This is a genomic window from Xanthomonas campestris pv. badrii, from assembly GCF_012848175.1.
GTDB lineage: Bacteria > Pseudomonadota > Gammaproteobacteria > Xanthomonadales > Xanthomonadaceae > Xanthomonas > Xanthomonas campestris_C.
Genome location: NZ_CP051651.1, coordinates 3,761,938 through 3,775,151 on the forward strand (window position 1 = coordinate 3,761,938; position 13,214 = coordinate 3,775,151).

A 13,214-nucleotide genomic window follows, 5' to 3' on the forward strand; every position below is an offset into this window, starting at 1 on the left:
TTCTTTATATTTATATTATATTAAATTCAATAAATGCCCAGGGCGCTGTTCTCGCTCGGACCAGCAACGAATATCTGATGAATGCAATTTTCATACTTACATCCTTTCCGCCAACCGTGCACCTACCATTGGGGCAACGGCCAACAACAATTACGTCAATTATATTGGCAGTACAAGACTGCTTACCTGGCGTAGAAACACAGCGCATGCGGTAGCGCCTCCCACAAGCAGCACCGTTATCCCATATATCACCCGAAACTGTCACGACCTGGTAGTTCATGCTGCTGACTGTATCTTCAGATATATTGCAACCCTGAACAAATTCAGCAGGACGAGAAGCGTTATTTCCATAAAAACTAATGGCGGCAACGTCTGCAAATGCGGCCGAAGAAATGAGCAGGCCTACTGCCAAGACGCTAGCCCCAAGCATATTTTTGTGTTTCATAAGTGCTCCCATGAGAACATAAACTGTCTCAGGTCGCGCATTTCAGCCACATCAAATATGCGAAGATCTGTTGCCGCTTACGATTTAAAGTAGCTATCAATTTTTTGTAGAACGAGACCCGACAAGTCGCTGCCTGCAAACTTCCTGAGGTGGCACGAGATCATTGCGTACCGTTCGACGCAATCATCTGATGACCTCTTTCACCGCGGTTGACCTGTCAAGGCTCCAAGCGCCCGACCTAATTGAGCCGCTGGACTTCGAGACAATTTTTAGCGAGGCGCTTGCCCAATTTCAGAAGCTGATGCCGGAGTTCTCCGCGCTCACCGAAGCCGACCCGGTCTACAAGCTCGTGCAGCTATTCGCGGCTCGCGAGCTGCTGCTTCGCCAACGTGCCAACGACAAAGCGCAACAGACCATGCTGGCCTTCGCCACCGGCAACAACCTCGATCACCTTGGCGCCTTATTCGGCGTCGCGCGCCTGGTGCTCGATCCGGGCCGACCGGAGAACGGCATTGCACCGACCTATGAGTCGGACGTGGACTTCCGCCGCCGGATCCAGCTGGCGCCGGAGGGCTTCAGCGTTGCCGGCCCCGAGGGCGCCTACATCTATCACGCGCTCAGTGCGGCGGCCGATGTCATGGACGCCAGCGCCACCAGCCCCGCGCCTGGCCAAGTCCTGGTCACGGTCCAGTCGCGCACCGGCGATGGCACTGCTCCCCAGGCGTTGCTGGATGAAGTCGCGGCGATCCTCACCAACGACGACGTGCGCCCGCTGACCGACAATGTTGCGGTCCAGAGCGCCCAGATCGTCCCGTATGCCATTCGTGGGCGCGTCTACACCTACGCTGGCCCAGACTCGGCAGTGGTCATGCGCGAGGCGCTACGCAGCCTGCAGGCGTATCTGGACGAAGCTCACCGCATCGGCCGTGACGTGCCCGAATCAGCGATCAAGGCCATGTTGTTCGTCGCTGGCGTGCAGCGCGTTGAGCTGGACTCGCCTGCTGCCGACATCCGGATCAGCCGCACGCAGGCTGCGTACTGCACCTCGATCGACATCGTGCACGCCGGCATCGATGAGTAACTCCCCGCTGCCGCCCAACGCTACGCCGATGGAGCGCGCCCTGACCGCAGTCACCGAGCGCCTGGAAGCGATCCCGCTGCCATATCCGGACCTGTGGAATCCGGACACCTGCCCGGCCGGCCATCTGCCGTGGCTGGCGTGGACGCTGTCGGTAGACGACTGGAAGGCCGACTGGAGCGATGCGGTCAAGCGCTCGCGCCTGCGTAGCGCCATGGCAATCCAGCGTCGCAAGGGCACCGCCAACAGCGTCCGCATGGTGGTCGCCTCATTCGGGGGTGCGGTAACCATCCGCGAGTGGTGGCAGCAGCAGCCACGCGGCCAGCCGCACACCTTCGAGCTGACGCTCACGCTCAACGGGTCCGATGGGCGAGCTGCGAGCGCTCGGTTTGTCGATGAGGTCATCGCCGAGGTCGAGCGCACCAAGCCCGTTCGCTCGCATTTCGGCTTCGTGCAGGGGCTGCAAGCCACCGGCAACGTCTCGCTGGTCACCGGTATTCGCATCATCAACTACCGCCGTCTGTCGATGACGGCGCAGGGGTAAACCATGGCACTGCAATTGGTCCTCACCACCGCTGGCCGCGCGGCGCTGATCAACGCCGAGAAGAACGGTACCAACGCTGTCAAGGTGGCCAGCATCGGTTTTACTGCGGCGGCATTCGCTGCAGCGGAAGACCTGAAGACCGTCCCCGGTCAGCACCTGGAGCTCTCCAGTATCTCGGGCGGCACGACGTCGTCCACCACCATCCACGTCACAGTCAGCGACACCAGCCGGGCGAGCTATGAGGTACGCGGGTTTGGGTTGTACCTGGATAACGGCACGCTGCTGGGTAGCTACTCCCAGCCGGATCTGATCATGGAGAAGGCCGCCGCGTCGGACCTGCTCATGTCGGCCGATATCCTGTTTTCCGGCGTTACCGTGTCTTCGGTGACGTTTGGCGATGCCAACTTCACCAACCCGGCCGCGACCACCGAGAAGGAAGGCATTGTCGAACTTGCCACGCGCTTAGAAGCAATTGCAGGTGTAGACCCACAACGAGCCGTCACACCGGACGCATTGAAAGCCGCGATCGATAGCCGCAGTGGCCGTGCGAGGTTCGAGGCATCTGGCAACTTTGTTGTGCCGGCAGGCGTGACTGCGATCTACGTCAGCGCTTGCGCCGCAGGCGGTGGTGGTGGCGGCGGTGGAACCCGTGCCGAGAAGTCGAACGGGTCCGGGACGTACACAGCGACTGGCGGCGGTGGTGGCGGCGCTGGACGGTCGATTCAGCGAGTGCGCTTTGCAGTCACGCCAGGGAGCACGCTTCCGATTGTCATCGGTGCCGGCGGAGCAGCTGGCGCAGGCTCGCGCACAGACGGCGCCTCTGGCGCTGCCGGCGGCGCTGGCGGCGCCACGGTCATCGGCGGCCTGGTGTCGTTGTCTGGAGGCCAGGGCGGCGGCGGTGGGTTCACCGGCGCCAACCAGGTGGGAGGCGCTGCTGGCGGAGATGGCTACCCGGCCGGCGGTGACTCGGCATCTATTGCTGCAGTTTCTCCCTACGGCCCAGCAGGAACCGGAGGCTCGTGCCCCTTCGGCGGCGGCGGGCCTGGAGGTCGCAGTGCAGGCGACACCACTTCGGCCAGTCGTAGAGGCTTCGGCTTTGGCGCTGGGGGCGGCGGCGTGTCCAATGGCGCCGCCGCCGCAACGTTCGGCAAGGATGGGGCCACTGGGTGCCCCGGCTTCGTTTTTATTGAGTGGTGCTGAGATGACGATTGGACGTTACGCGATGATCCAACGCGGGACCGACGTGGTGGTCAACATCATCGTTTCCGACAGCGGCTTCACCATTGATGGTTTCGAGTTCCGCGCACTCCAAGACAAGACCGTGTGCGAGCCTGGCATGTACTTCAATCGCGGCGATGGGCTGTATTACTTCGATGCGAAGTTCACCCCGCGCGAGTTGATTGCACCGGAATCCCCTGAGAATTTGTAGCACCGCTGCGCTGCGTAGATCGCGCAGCTACAGCACAACTGCAGTGTCATGCTGCACGCGCGCGACGACCATGACTGCATGGGCAACGCATCCTCCGCACTGAGTAACGCCATTCGCCTCGGCACCGTCGCCGAGGTGAATCTAACCACTGCGCGATGCCGGGTGCAGGTCGGCGAGATGCTGACCGACTATCTGCCCTGGGTGGTCACCCTGGCCGGCACCACCATCATCTGGTCGGCGCCGGCGATCGGCGAACAAGTCGTGGTGCTGTCGCCGGCTGGCGACCTAGCCGATGGCGTAGTGCTACGGGGCTTGTACTCCGACCAATTCGCAGCGCCTGCGGCGTCCGACACGCTCCACGTGCTGCGCTTCGCTGATGGTGCGCAGATCCAGTACGACACCGACGCGCATGCGCTGCAGGCCACCCTACCCAGCGGCGGCACCGCGTCCATTACTGCCGATGGCGGCATCACGCTCAATGGCCCGCTGACCGTCAACGGCAAGACGATGCTCAATGGTGACGCCACCATTACCGGTACCGCGAAGGCGACCACCGATGTCATCGGCGGCGGGATCAGCCTCAAGAACCACAAGACCACCGGCGTGACGGCGGGCAGCGCACTCAGCGATGGTCCGCAGTGATCGGCGTCGATGCCGCCACCGGCCGTGTGATCGAGGGCGAGCAGCACCTGGCCCAATCGATCGCCTGCATCCTCACCACGCCTATCGGCACGCGCGAACAGCGCCGCGACTTCGGCTCGCTGCTGCCCGAGCTGATCGACCAGCCGTCCAATGGGGCGACCCGCACGCTGCTCTACGGCGCCACCGCCACCGCGCTGATGCGCTGGGAACCGCGCCTGCGCCTGACCCGCGTCGACCTGGTCATCGGTGATACGCCCGGCAGCTTCGTGCTGACGATCGAAGGCGAACGCACCGACGTTGCTCCCGCCAATGCGCGACTGCGCATGACCATCCCGCTTCGCTTCCGCTCGTCCTGATCGAGGAACCTATGTCTACTGCCTACCACCACGGCGTTCGCGTCATCGAAGTCAGCGCAGGTGCGCGCGTCATCCGCACCGTTTCCACCGCCATCGTCGGCTTGGTCGCTACGGCCTCCGATGCGGACGAGGCGGTCTTTCCGCTCAACAAGGCCGTGCTGGTCACCAACGTGCTGGCTGCGATTGCCAGTGCCGGCACCAAGGGCACCTTGCGCGATACCCTGCAGGGCATCGCCGACCAGACCAATCCTGTGACCGTGGTCGTGCGTGTGGCCGAAGGCGCAGACGCGGACAACACCTCGTCCAACGTCATCGGCGAGGCCAAGTCCAGCGGCTACACCGGCCTGTATGCGCTACTCGCCGCGCAGGCACAGCTGGGTGTGCGTCCCCGCATCCTGGGCGCACCTGGTCTGGACACACTGCCGGTGGCCAAGGACTCCAATCTCAACGGAGCCTGCACCATGTCCTACGACGCTCAAGAAGCGCCGGCCGCAGCCGCGCGCCAGATCGCCCACTATTTCGGCCTGATCGCCGACACCCTCGACTGGAACCACACCGCCTGGCTCGCCCTGCAGGCGAAGCTGCAGGCCGGCGGCAAGGCGCCTGAAGCGCTGACCCTGGCCGACGTTGCTATGGCCATTGCAACCATCAACGCCGACCAGGCCGAGGTGCGCCAATGAGCCGCCGCGCCCTGATCAAGACCCACCGCATCGCGCCTGGCGTCTACTTGAGCTTGCAGGCCCGCAGCCAGGACGTGCTCGCCGAGCTGTATGCAGATGGGCTGCACGACCGGGCGCCGGTGATGTTCGCCTGCAGTGCAATCGAAAGACCTGCCGACGTATTCCTCGTCGATGACGGCACCGGCCTGGTCATCGGTTCGATGCACGTAGTGATGCCCGGAGCCGATGCTGCCTCGCTGAGCGAATGGATGATTGCCCGCCTGCCTGTCCCGGAGGTGGCCTGATGGACGCAGCCAGTCCAATCACCCAGCTGCCGGAGGGCGCTGACTACTCGATCAGCGAAGAAGAACAGTTCCGGCTCTGGCGCGCCTATCACGCGGCCGCTTTGCTCGCCGCGCTGACCAACGATGTGGCGATCGAGGCAGGCATCAACCACGACGGACCAGCGGCAGTAGCCGAGTACATCCGCCACGAGCTGCTCGATGTCCTCAATGGCGCGCAGCACTTGCGCGAACCCGACCCAAGCATTCCGCCATCTGGCGCTGACCTGATCTGACCCCGCAACAGCGGGCCGGCGGGCGGTGCTGCAACACCGCCCCAAGGCCCTCCACCACCGCAACTCAGGAGAGTCGATATGCAACAGCAAACTGGAACACGTCCAGCCACGGCAGCACGCCCGCTGGCTTTGGGCACCGGACCCGACGCGGAGGCTAGCACGCCGACCGTCGTCGCCTACGATCGTGGCATGGGCGACTGCTCGGCCACCATCACCCTGCACGTGACGCATGGTTCCGTGGTGGTCACTGCATCGTTGAACATGGGGCCCTTGCGTGAGGCCCGTCAGTCCTGGGAGCGGCGTCGCGGCTCCGGCGGCGGCTGGAAGCTCATAGAAGGCCCCCGCCTGTGGACGGCTGCAGAGGACTCGATCAGCACGGAGCTGGCCGAGTTCATGGATGGCTTGGACTTCCCCTTCGACCTGGCCAACATGCTGCCCCGCCGTCCGACTGCGGCGGCTGCCGCCGCAGTGGCACAGGCTGCACGCGAGGTGGCCAATGGCTGAGCTGCTCGCGCTCGCGATGGTGTTTGCGCCGGCGATCGGTGGCGCCCTGGTCTACAGGCTGTGGACGACCCGCCGCCCACGCCTTACTCGGACCGGACTGGCTGTTGGCCAGGTGCCACAGCGTCGCCGCGGCCGCAGCCGTATGGCAGTCCGCCGGGAGGCCATCCATGGCTAAGTCCGTCATCTTTCTTGGCCCGCAAGGCACGGGAAAATCGCTCAATGCCGATGCTCTGCGCCAAGTGCTGGGCCTGCGGGAGGTGATCGAGCTGGACGACATCCTGCACACCTTCCGCGCTGATCGCCTTGAACCCGTGGGGCAGCTGATGCTGACCTGCAACGAACAGCAGGCGCAGACCTGGTCAGTGCGCTGGGGTCTTCGCGTCCTTCGTGTCGAAGAAGCCCGCATCCAGCTCGGCTCCGCATGGAGGACGCATCCATGAACCTGCAGCGCGTGATCGAGATTGCTCGCGCCGCCGCGCGCATGGGAGGGCCTGGCCCCTTGTCCACCGGCGAGGCGCTCACTGCCGCTCTGGTGCTAAACCGTGCCGATTGGCTGGCCGAGATGGACTACACCATCGCCCAGGCGTTGGACCGGATCGATCCAGACACCGTGCAACATCTTCGGGAGGCTGAGCGCGTGCTGCGCTTGGAGGTGCCGTGACACAACGCCAGATTGACCACGACAGTCCTCTGCCGCCCTGCAAGAACGGCCACTTGGCTCGCCATATGCTCGACGCCCGCCGCCCCGAGGCGGGCGGCGGGCACTTCATTGAGTGCGTGTGTGGGCGGACACAGAAGCACCCCAGCTTCGAGTTGGCCATGACCGAATGGCGGCGTGCTCATCGCATCCGCGCGCCCCGTCAGCCACAGCCCAGCGCCCAGAACGTCGTGCAGCTCGGCCTGCGCTTCACCGGTGCGCGCCAGCGATGATCGATGGCGCAAATATGGAGGGGTTTCGCAGGGCTTGCGAAGCGCGCCACTGGCTTCGGCAGGGCTACGTGGATGCAGCCAAGGTGCGAGAGCTACGGCTCCGAATCGCGGCCCAGCGCGGCTACGCCGCAGCTGACATGCTCGTGGAGGCAATGCGCGAGCAATGGCGGCACAGGCGGGAGTGGATGAAGGAGCAAGATGCATGAGCGGAGGTGTACTGACATTTGAGGATCTTCGGCGCCTATGCGCGCCAGCTGGCCCCTCCCCTCGTACAGCTACCGTAGTGCGTTGGGCCAACGATCAGGGCATCCGTTACAAGTACGACGGTCGAGGTGGGATCTGGACAACGCTAGATGCGCTCAATGCCGCCCTTGGGTTGCAGCACGAAAATGACACCGAGATGGATACAGAACAGGAGCTGATGTAATGGCACGAGGCCGCAAGCGCAAATTTAATCCGCTCATACCGGCACACATTGACCAGGCCGCGCTCCCGCGCGGACTGTATTGGGAGGATGGCCGGTGGTACGTCGTCGAGCCGCATCCAGAAGGCGGTGCCACACGAAAGCAAACCGTGGCGTACGCTGGAGCTCGTCTATCGGAATTGCATGGAATCGTTGAGGAACGTGCAGGTAGGGGCACGCGCGGCACGTTGCGCTATCTCTTCGATCGCTTTCACGAGTCGTTGGAGTTCAAGGAACTGACAACCGACACGCAAGATGACTACCAGCGTTATGCCGACTCCATTGCCAACTATCTCCGCAAAGATGGATCGAAGTTGGGTTCGGTGCAGGTTGATCGCATCACCACGCCTGTGGTGCAGCGACTCGTAGAAGTCTTCGCGATGGGGCGGCCAGCCAACCGTTTCCAACCCGCGCTTCCAGCAACGCCTAGTAAGGCAAATCACCTTCACCGCTATTTACGTCGCACACTCGCGTGGGGCGTGCGCGTCGGCCTATGCAGATCGAATCCAGCCATCGGCGTGAGGCAAGCACGCGAAGCAAAGAAACACCGAATGCCGACGCCGGCCGCGTTCGACAAGGTGCTGACCTTCGCAAGAGAGCGCGGCTCCCTTCCGCCGCATACAAAAGGCAGCTGCCCGAGCTATCTCGCGCCAGTCATGGTGCTCGCGTATAGCGCGCGCCTACGCGGCATCGAGGTGTGCACACTCAACGACACACATAAGCAGCCAACAGGCATCCATGCGCAACGGCGCAAGGGATCACGCGACACGCTTACCGAGTGGGATCCAGAGATGATCGAAGCGTGGGATTTCCTCGTAGCACGACGAACCGCCATATGGACCAAGAACGGTCGAAATTTTGCAGTCCCGATCAAGGCTGAGGATCGGCGCCTACTTGTTGAACAGACCGGTAATCCGATGGCTAAGTCATCGCTTGATAGCGCCTGGCAGCGATTCATCACGCTCGCAATGAAAGACGGGATCATTTCAAAGCAGGAGCGCTTTTTGCTGCACGGCCTCAAGCATCGCGGCATTACCGATACAGTGGGTAACCGCGGCGACAAACAAGACGCTGCAGGGCACGCGACGCCAGAGATGACCGGCCGCTATGACCACGCGCTGCCGGTGGTAAAACCGCCAAAGCGCAGCTAATTTTTCCGGCAATTTTCCCGGTGGCATCAATTCAGAGCGTTTGGCATGAGCTAAGCGCTTGATTTTATGGTGGCCCACCATGAACCACATTTGACCACTAAATGACTGTAATTACAGAAGATTAATTCACACTAGCAGAATTCTTACTCACAATCTTACTCACTTCAGCGATATTGCTTGAAGGTTCCTCGACATGGCAGAAAGAAGTAGTCTGAGAGCAAGTAGCAGCCCAGTAAGCCTTGCTCTATGTCCTTAGCTTTCCAGACACGCAGCACATTCAGTCAAGCACGTAGCTTGGTCGCCAAGGGACTGTCTGACGCTCTCGAGGACAGCAAAGATGATCAGTTCTCTGAACTCCATGACGCTATCGCAGATCGCGTAGCTTATGGCCAAAATTGCCTAGAAAAGGCGGAGAAGGATTTTGAAGCCGGCGACGCTGACGCCGCCTGGCTCTCCTTGATCAGAGCGAGCATCGAGATGGGCGCCGTGGACGCACTCTTGCAGGCCGTGTGGATAACGCCCAGAGCGCTGGCTGCGAGGAAGGGGCGTGAAAAGGCCACCCAGGCCTTTGAGGAGCGCAGGGCGGCCGCGGTGAAGCACTTTTTAACCAACTTCGGTAAGCCAAGTACGAAGGCTGAAGCCATCGATAAGCTTGAAGCTTCTATGGAGCTGCATGGTCTGGCTGTTGGTCCGAACCCGAGGACTTCGCTTTATGCTCAACATCCAGAAATTAAGACGCTTATCAGCAGCCTCCCTCGCAGACCTAAGCAGTAAATTGGGCTCAGCAACCTAGGGGCAACGCTGATCGACCAAAGGCTCGGCGACTGTCCGGCACCTCATATCGGAAATAGTAATCAGTCTTGGTGATGTAGGTAACGACCAGATCGTGCAGCGCTTGATAGGTCTTATCATCATCGCGTTTGAGTTGACCTATAGCTACTCTCCGATACCGTTCGCGCTTTCTGGCGTTACAGTTGAAGGCAACCCCTTCCCCTTTCGTTATGACATCGACCCAATACCGCCCCATGACGTAGGCAACGGAGGAGTCATTTCGCAATTTCTTTCCGTCAAGAAAGATCAGCACATGGGTATGCGGCCCTTTCTCAACGCCCGTTTCCTGCTTCCAGGCGTACCATAGGAAGGCATTACCAAAACCGCCGCGCCTTAGATATCGCAAGAATGCCTCACGATTCCTGGCGATCATACCGTAGTCTTTTTTCTCGCCATTGAAGGCCCCTCTATATCCGTCAAAGTCGCTTCGATAAAGCAAGTCTAGTCGGATTGCTAAAATCCGACGATAACGCTTGCGCAGGCGAGCTATGTCTCGGACTAGCTTTGCCTGATTTTTAGCCATGGTCCTGCGCTCGTTGTCGAGCATTCGAATAAAGTCTTTTTGCTTTGCCCTGCGCCGGATCTCCTTTGCTAAATATTCGAGCTCTGCAACGCGATCAACAGGAAAGGGCGATGGGATATGACTGATCGTCGCGGAACACTCTAAGAACAGTTCCCACAACGGGTTGAACTTGTGCTCCTGCAAATGATGCGCAACCTCGGTCACATCGATGTTGAAGCATTGAATGAGTGACTTGCCTAGCTCGGTTGCGTAAACCCACTTATGGTTACCAGCTGATTTTATGGTGAATAGTTCTCCTGAACTTTTTATTACGTCGGCGATCGTGTCAATAGCTCTGGCGACAGCGCTTGCGACACGCCCCCTAGCGATAGGAATAGGATTCTTTCCGTCCCATATTTCGCCTTGATCGATCAATGCTCTGTTGATCGAGTACTTGAGGAATTTCCGTCCTGGAAGCCTTGCGCTACGGCTCCAATAGTTGTGCTCAGGCCTCGGTTTAGATTGCTGATGCTTCAAGTGCTTGCTAGCAGATATGGTGCATCTATATTTGAGAAGTGGATCTATCGGTGCAGTGGGTAAGGCAGGTGTCAACAACGTACGATCCCCCTCCAGTACAGCAGATAACTTATATTTTCATTGAAATTGATGCCTTGCGGCGTTGCTTTTGCGCCGCGCCCCCTCCTCTCTATTCAGTGTCGGGTTAGTGCAGTGATCTTGCTCAGCTGCGGCTAGCTGAGCGCGCAAGGAGCCATTGGTCGACCTCGTGCTCGTAGAAACCAATTGAACGCTTTGAGAGGCGGACTGCTTTAGGTGCAGATGCATCGTAGTAGGGCGACTTCTTGTTGCGCATTGCATACAAGGTTGAACGACTCAGACCAGTTTTGGATTCAAGCTCCTCATGGCGCAGAACTTGGTAGGAAATGTTTGTCATTGCTCTCATCTCGTTGACGAGGCTAGACGATAAGGCCTTTCAAGGAACGCCGTAAATCGATTAGCCCAGAAGCATTCATTGCGCTTTGGCAAACATGGAGGCTGTGGAGGCTAAACAGTGGCCCGGACCTAACTTTTTTGGGTTGGACCTAACTTTTCCACCCTCCCTCAATCCGAGGGCTTCCTACGGCGTCTGATGGACAGATTGCTCAATCTTGCTAAAGCCCAAATCGATCTTCCTAGGTAGGACGCACAAAGAAGAAGCCCAGCACGAGGCTGGGCTTCTTCGTATGCACTGAGTTATAGCCGCGCTTACAAGGCACTTTTTTAATCATTGAGGTGGAAGTCCCCATCAGCGAAGTGGTGAAGATGAGGACATGCAGCCCTGCCTAGGGCTGCGATAATCGTTCACAGCCCAAGTCAGGGCGTTGGGTCCGGTTGATCAAACCGGAGTTACGCCCCCACCGCCAGATGCCGCGGCAACTATACAAATCGTTTCTTGAGATCTGGAAGCTTCATTACGCGAAGCCAGATATCTTCTTCTCGCAAGGCTTAGGCCGGATCTTTGCCGCTGCACCATCGGTCGACGAAAGCCAACTTCACCGTTTTGCCAATGACATACCGAACTTCCTGGGCCAGCGATTGCACCTGGACGCTATCCTACTGGTCGGCCGGTATAATTCGGATGGCCAGCAAGTGGCTTTCCAAGTGTTTACCTACGTGTGCATCTTCATACCCTTCATCCATTTTTAGCTGTTTTAAACCTTTTAGCTGGCGGGTTGGCTGCTATCGCATGTGGATTGCACATTACCGCAATTAAAGATCAATATTTTAAAAAAGACTAGCACTGCCGAGTTTCAAAACATGCAGCTTGATGTCACGGCTTCTTTACAACTCACTATTCTCATCGCGGCTTCGCCTCGTCATTTCTTGCTGCACTAAGTGCTGATTTTTTTCAGCCCAAGGGCCAACATCTTCTTTCGACCAGTTGTATTGAGCAACTGCATCAGCTATGTTCCCTCCGGCTTCAGCACACGAGTCGAATTCGATGCCTCTGGCGGTAGTTTCGATATTCCACCTGGTGTAAGCCGCTTGATCAATCGGAAGCTTATCAAGAGCAGCATCCGTTACAAGAGCAACCGCAGCGTCAATTGTTTTGCTGCTCTCAGAATTACTATCAGCACTGATGCGCACCATCTGAGCGCATGTCGGTAATCGACCAGCGGCTACATCTGATGACACTTTTTCGGCCAGCTCTTTAGTCTCAGAGATGAACGCCTCCTTTGCTTGATCCATCGCGTACTGGCGTTTCTCTTGCTCTTTCTTCGTCAGCTCCCGAGTCACTACTTGAATTTGCGTCACTAAACTCGAATTAGGATTTTCAGCGCACTGCGCTTCTAACCTCTCCTGATAAACCCGAATACGGGGATCTTTAGGGTCTACTTGAGCACTGAGCTTTCCTTCCCACCCGACAACCATCTCCATAATACTTTCTACCGTAATGCGCCCGTCATTGAAGGCGACACATACCCCAGCGCGGGGCAAGTTCTTGTTTTGCTCAAAAGACTGGGTCAACGCTTCCTGAAAAGCGGTTGCCATAGACTTGTCGCTGTCGACAACGCATTGCTCATAGATCTTTCGGTGTATGTCACTAATTAGGCTGGAATTGTTCAAGACTGAGTTTTTGAAATACGACTCAATCTCCGTATTGGTGCCGTAACTCTTGGCTGCCGCGTTGACCGGCATTTTCCATATATTTCCATAAGTGACGGCATCATTGATTGCACGCGCCTCAATTAATTCACTGCATGTGAATTTTTCATCAAGCTGTATCTTCGGTGCGCCGCTGCGGTCGCAACCGCATAAGAATCCAGCAGCTGCAATGGCAACAAAAAATTTCAATTTCATGAGGTCCCTATGGCTTGAAATATGGTGCGAAGCGGGCTGATCTGGAACAGTGCCCTCTCCGCAGACAGCCCGCTCGGGGCGAACTTGCTTACTCTTGCGATGCATTCGGTCCCAGTTGCCTGGGGGCTCGCAACAGCTTGCCGCCTCTGTTACGACCGCCTCTTTCTATGGGTTGCGTCAGCTTTCTTGGTTTTCATTCCCCGTCTGTTGACTCCCTAGACACTCTACATCTAATGTAGAGCAT

22 protein-coding genes and 1 pseudogene are annotated in these 13,214 nt (G+C 58.8%); 19 read left to right on the plus strand and 4 right to left on the minus strand.

Annotation, left to right across the window (positions count from 1 at the left end):
- Window positions 1–10: 10 nt before the first annotated feature.
- Entirely contained in the window at window positions 11–445 is a 435-nt protein-coding gene (locus HG421_RS15910; protein ID WP_248279396.1) for a hypothetical protein, read from the minus strand.
- 190 nt (window positions 446–635) lie between these two features.
- Between HG421_RS15910 and HG421_RS15915 the strand changes: the two genes are divergently transcribed.
- The 19 genes and pseudogenes from HG421_RS15915 to HG421_RS15990 all read left to right on the plus strand — a co-directional run bounded on the left by HG421_RS15915 (window position 636) and on the right by HG421_RS15990 (window position 9,552).
- Window positions 636–1,526 carry a baseplate assembly protein gene (locus tag HG421_RS15915; RefSeq protein ID WP_169707206.1) on the plus strand — a complete coding sequence of 297 codons (891 nt, stop codon included), beginning with the start codon at window positions 636–638 and terminating at the stop codon, window positions 1,524–1,526.
- Entirely contained in the window at window positions 1,519–2,067 is a 549-nt protein-coding gene (locus HG421_RS15920) for a phage tail protein I (protein WP_169707207.1), read from the plus strand. Before HG421_RS15915 ends, HG421_RS15920 begins: the two co-directional genes overlap by 8 nt.
- A 3-nt stretch (window positions 2,068–2,070) precedes the next feature.
- Window positions 2,071–3,267 (plus strand): phage tail protein, encoded by a 1,197-nt coding sequence (locus HG421_RS21440; RefSeq protein WP_169707208.1) that lies wholly within the window; start codon window positions 2,071–2,073, stop codon window positions 3,265–3,267.
- Between the two features lies 1 nt (window position 3,268).
- Window positions 3,269–3,496: a hypothetical protein gene (locus tag HG421_RS15930; protein ID WP_169707209.1), complete on the plus strand. Its 228-nt coding sequence runs from the start codon at window positions 3,269–3,271 to the stop codon at window positions 3,494–3,496.
- 78 nt (window positions 3,497–3,574) lie between these two features.
- Complete coding sequence (locus HG421_RS15935) at window positions 3,575–4,138, plus strand: phage baseplate assembly protein V (protein WP_169707210.1); 564 nt, start codon at window positions 3,575–3,577, stop codon at window positions 4,136–4,138.
- The gene (locus tag HG421_RS15940) at window positions 4,135–4,494 is read left to right on the plus strand and encodes a GPW/gp25 family protein (protein ID WP_169707211.1); all 360 of its coding nucleotides are present in this window, start codon (window positions 4,135–4,137) and stop codon (window positions 4,492–4,494) included. The genes HG421_RS15935 and HG421_RS15940 overlap by 4 nt, the downstream gene beginning before the upstream one ends.
- Before the next feature lie 11 nt (window positions 4,495–4,505).
- Window positions 4,506–4,928 (plus strand): annotated as a pseudogene (locus HG421_RS15945) (phage tail protein); the annotation flags it as partial.
- A 27-nt stretch (window positions 4,929–4,955) separates the two neighbouring features.
- On the plus strand, window positions 4,956–5,174 hold the full coding sequence (locus HG421_RS15950; protein WP_169708235.1) for a hypothetical protein: 219 nt from the start codon (window positions 4,956–4,958) through the stop codon (window positions 5,172–5,174).
- Window positions 5,171–5,458: a hypothetical protein gene (locus HG421_RS15955; protein WP_169707212.1), complete on the plus strand. Its 288-nt coding sequence runs from the start codon at window positions 5,171–5,173 to the stop codon at window positions 5,456–5,458. Before HG421_RS15950 ends, HG421_RS15955 begins: the two co-directional genes overlap by 4 nt.
- Complete coding sequence (locus HG421_RS15960) at window positions 5,458–5,730, plus strand: hypothetical protein (protein WP_169707213.1); 273 nt, start codon at window positions 5,458–5,460, stop codon at window positions 5,728–5,730. The genes HG421_RS15955 and HG421_RS15960 overlap by 1 nt, the downstream gene beginning before the upstream one ends.
- Window positions 5,731–5,808: 78 nt before the next feature.
- Window positions 5,809–6,234, plus strand: a complete 426-nt coding sequence (locus HG421_RS15965; RefSeq protein ID WP_169707214.1) for a hypothetical protein — start codon at window positions 5,809–5,811, stop codon at window positions 6,232–6,234.
- Window positions 6,227–6,409, plus strand: a complete 183-nt coding sequence (locus tag HG421_RS21320) for a hypothetical protein (protein WP_248279397.1) — start codon at window positions 6,227–6,229, stop codon at window positions 6,407–6,409. The genes HG421_RS15965 and HG421_RS21320 overlap by 8 nt, the downstream gene beginning before the upstream one ends.
- Window positions 6,402–6,674, plus strand: a complete 273-nt coding sequence (locus HG421_RS15970; protein ID WP_169707215.1) for a hypothetical protein — start codon at window positions 6,402–6,404, stop codon at window positions 6,672–6,674. Before HG421_RS21320 ends, HG421_RS15970 begins: the two co-directional genes overlap by 8 nt.
- Window positions 6,671–6,895 carry a hypothetical protein gene (locus HG421_RS15975; protein ID WP_169707216.1) on the plus strand — a complete coding sequence of 75 codons (225 nt, stop codon included), beginning with the start codon at window positions 6,671–6,673 and terminating at the stop codon, window positions 6,893–6,895. The genes HG421_RS15970 and HG421_RS15975 overlap by 4 nt, the downstream gene beginning before the upstream one ends.
- The gene (locus tag HG421_RS15980) at window positions 6,892–7,164 is read left to right on the plus strand and encodes a hypothetical protein (RefSeq protein ID WP_169707217.1); all 273 of its coding nucleotides are present in this window, start codon (window positions 6,892–6,894) and stop codon (window positions 7,162–7,164) included. The genes HG421_RS15975 and HG421_RS15980 overlap by 4 nt, the downstream gene beginning before the upstream one ends.
- Complete coding sequence (locus tag HG421_RS21325) at window positions 7,161–7,370, plus strand: DUF7696 family protein (protein WP_248279398.1); 210 nt, start codon at window positions 7,161–7,163, stop codon at window positions 7,368–7,370. The genes HG421_RS15980 and HG421_RS21325 overlap by 4 nt, the downstream gene beginning before the upstream one ends.
- The gene (locus HG421_RS21330; RefSeq protein WP_248279399.1) at window positions 7,367–7,591 is read left to right on the plus strand and encodes a hypothetical protein; all 225 of its coding nucleotides are present in this window, start codon (window positions 7,367–7,369) and stop codon (window positions 7,589–7,591) included. Before HG421_RS21325 ends, HG421_RS21330 begins: the two co-directional genes overlap by 4 nt.
- Window positions 7,591–8,778 carry a site-specific integrase gene (locus tag HG421_RS15985; protein WP_169707218.1) on the plus strand — a complete coding sequence of 396 codons (1,188 nt, stop codon included), beginning with the start codon at window positions 7,591–7,593 and terminating at the stop codon, window positions 8,776–8,778. Before HG421_RS21330 ends, HG421_RS15985 begins: the two co-directional genes overlap by 1 nt.
- Before the next feature lie 246 nt (window positions 8,779–9,024).
- The gene (locus HG421_RS15990) at window positions 9,025–9,552 is read left to right on the plus strand and encodes a hypothetical protein (protein ID WP_169707219.1); all 528 of its coding nucleotides are present in this window, start codon (window positions 9,025–9,027) and stop codon (window positions 9,550–9,552) included.
- Window positions 9,553–9,559: 7 nt separating this feature from the next.
- Here the strand turns inward: HG421_RS15990 and HG421_RS15995 are convergent, their stop codons facing one another.
- The 3 genes from HG421_RS15995 to HG421_RS16005 all read right to left on the minus strand — a co-directional run bounded on the left by HG421_RS15995 (window position 9,560) and on the right by HG421_RS16005 (window position 12,970).
- Window positions 9,560–10,546, minus strand: coding sequence for a YagK/YfjJ domain-containing protein (locus HG421_RS15995; RefSeq protein WP_169707220.1), 987 nt, complete (start codon window positions 10,544–10,546; stop codon window positions 9,560–9,562).
- 304 nt (window positions 10,547–10,850) lie between these two features.
- Window positions 10,851–11,063 carry a helix-turn-helix transcriptional regulator gene (locus HG421_RS16000; protein ID WP_169707221.1) on the minus strand — a complete coding sequence of 71 codons (213 nt, stop codon included), beginning with the start codon at window positions 11,061–11,063 and terminating at the stop codon, window positions 10,851–10,853.
- A gap of 887 nt (window positions 11,064–11,950) precedes the next feature.
- Entirely contained in the window at window positions 11,951–12,970 is a 1,020-nt protein-coding gene (locus HG421_RS16005; RefSeq protein WP_169707222.1) for a hypothetical protein, read from the minus strand.
- Between the last annotated feature and the right edge of the window lie 244 nt (window positions 12,971–13,214).

Coding starts and splice junctions, on each gene's coding strand:
- HG421_RS15910 (WP_248279396.1), bottom strand. CDS start 445: ATGAAACACAAAAATATGCTTGGGGCTAGCGTCTTGGCAGTAGGCCTG.
- HG421_RS15915 (WP_169707206.1), top strand. CDS start 636: ATGACCTCTTTCACCGCGGTTGACCTGTCAAGGCTCCAAGCGCCCGAC.
- HG421_RS15920 (WP_169707207.1), top strand. CDS start 1,519: ATGAGTAACTCCCCGCTGCCGCCCAACGCTACGCCGATGGAGCGCGCC.
- HG421_RS21440 (WP_169707208.1), top strand. CDS start 2,071: ATGGCACTGCAATTGGTCCTCACCACCGCTGGCCGCGCGGCGCTGATC.
- HG421_RS15930 (WP_169707209.1), top strand. CDS start 3,269: ATGACGATTGGACGTTACGCGATGATCCAACGCGGGACCGACGTGGTG.
- HG421_RS15935 (WP_169707210.1), top strand. CDS start 3,575: ATGGGCAACGCATCCTCCGCACTGAGTAACGCCATTCGCCTCGGCACC.
- HG421_RS15950 (WP_169708235.1), top strand. CDS start 4,956: ATGTCCTACGACGCTCAAGAAGCGCCGGCCGCAGCCGCGCGCCAGATC.
- HG421_RS15955 (WP_169707212.1), top strand. CDS start 5,171: ATGAGCCGCCGCGCCCTGATCAAGACCCACCGCATCGCGCCTGGCGTC.
- HG421_RS15960 (WP_169707213.1), top strand. CDS start 5,458: ATGGACGCAGCCAGTCCAATCACCCAGCTGCCGGAGGGCGCTGACTAC.
- HG421_RS15965 (WP_169707214.1), top strand. CDS start 5,809: ATGCAACAGCAAACTGGAACACGTCCAGCCACGGCAGCACGCCCGCTG.
- HG421_RS21320 (WP_248279397.1), top strand. CDS start 6,227: ATGGCTGAGCTGCTCGCGCTCGCGATGGTGTTTGCGCCGGCGATCGGT.
- HG421_RS15970 (WP_169707215.1), top strand. CDS start 6,402: ATGGCTAAGTCCGTCATCTTTCTTGGCCCGCAAGGCACGGGAAAATCG.
- HG421_RS15975 (WP_169707216.1), top strand. CDS start 6,671: ATGAACCTGCAGCGCGTGATCGAGATTGCTCGCGCCGCCGCGCGCATG.
- HG421_RS21325 (WP_248279398.1), top strand. CDS start 7,161: ATGATCGATGGCGCAAATATGGAGGGGTTTCGCAGGGCTTGCGAAGCG.
- HG421_RS21330 (WP_248279399.1), top strand. CDS start 7,367: ATGAGCGGAGGTGTACTGACATTTGAGGATCTTCGGCGCCTATGCGCG.
- HG421_RS15985 (WP_169707218.1), top strand. CDS start 7,591: ATGGCACGAGGCCGCAAGCGCAAATTTAATCCGCTCATACCGGCACAC.
- HG421_RS15990 (WP_169707219.1), top strand. CDS start 9,025: ATGTCCTTAGCTTTCCAGACACGCAGCACATTCAGTCAAGCACGTAGC.
- HG421_RS16000 (WP_169707221.1), bottom strand. CDS start 11,063: ATGACAAACATTTCCTACCAAGTTCTGCGCCATGAGGAGCTTGAATCC.
- HG421_RS16005 (WP_169707222.1), bottom strand. CDS start 12,970: ATGAAATTGAAATTTTTTGTTGCCATTGCAGCTGCTGGATTCTTATGC.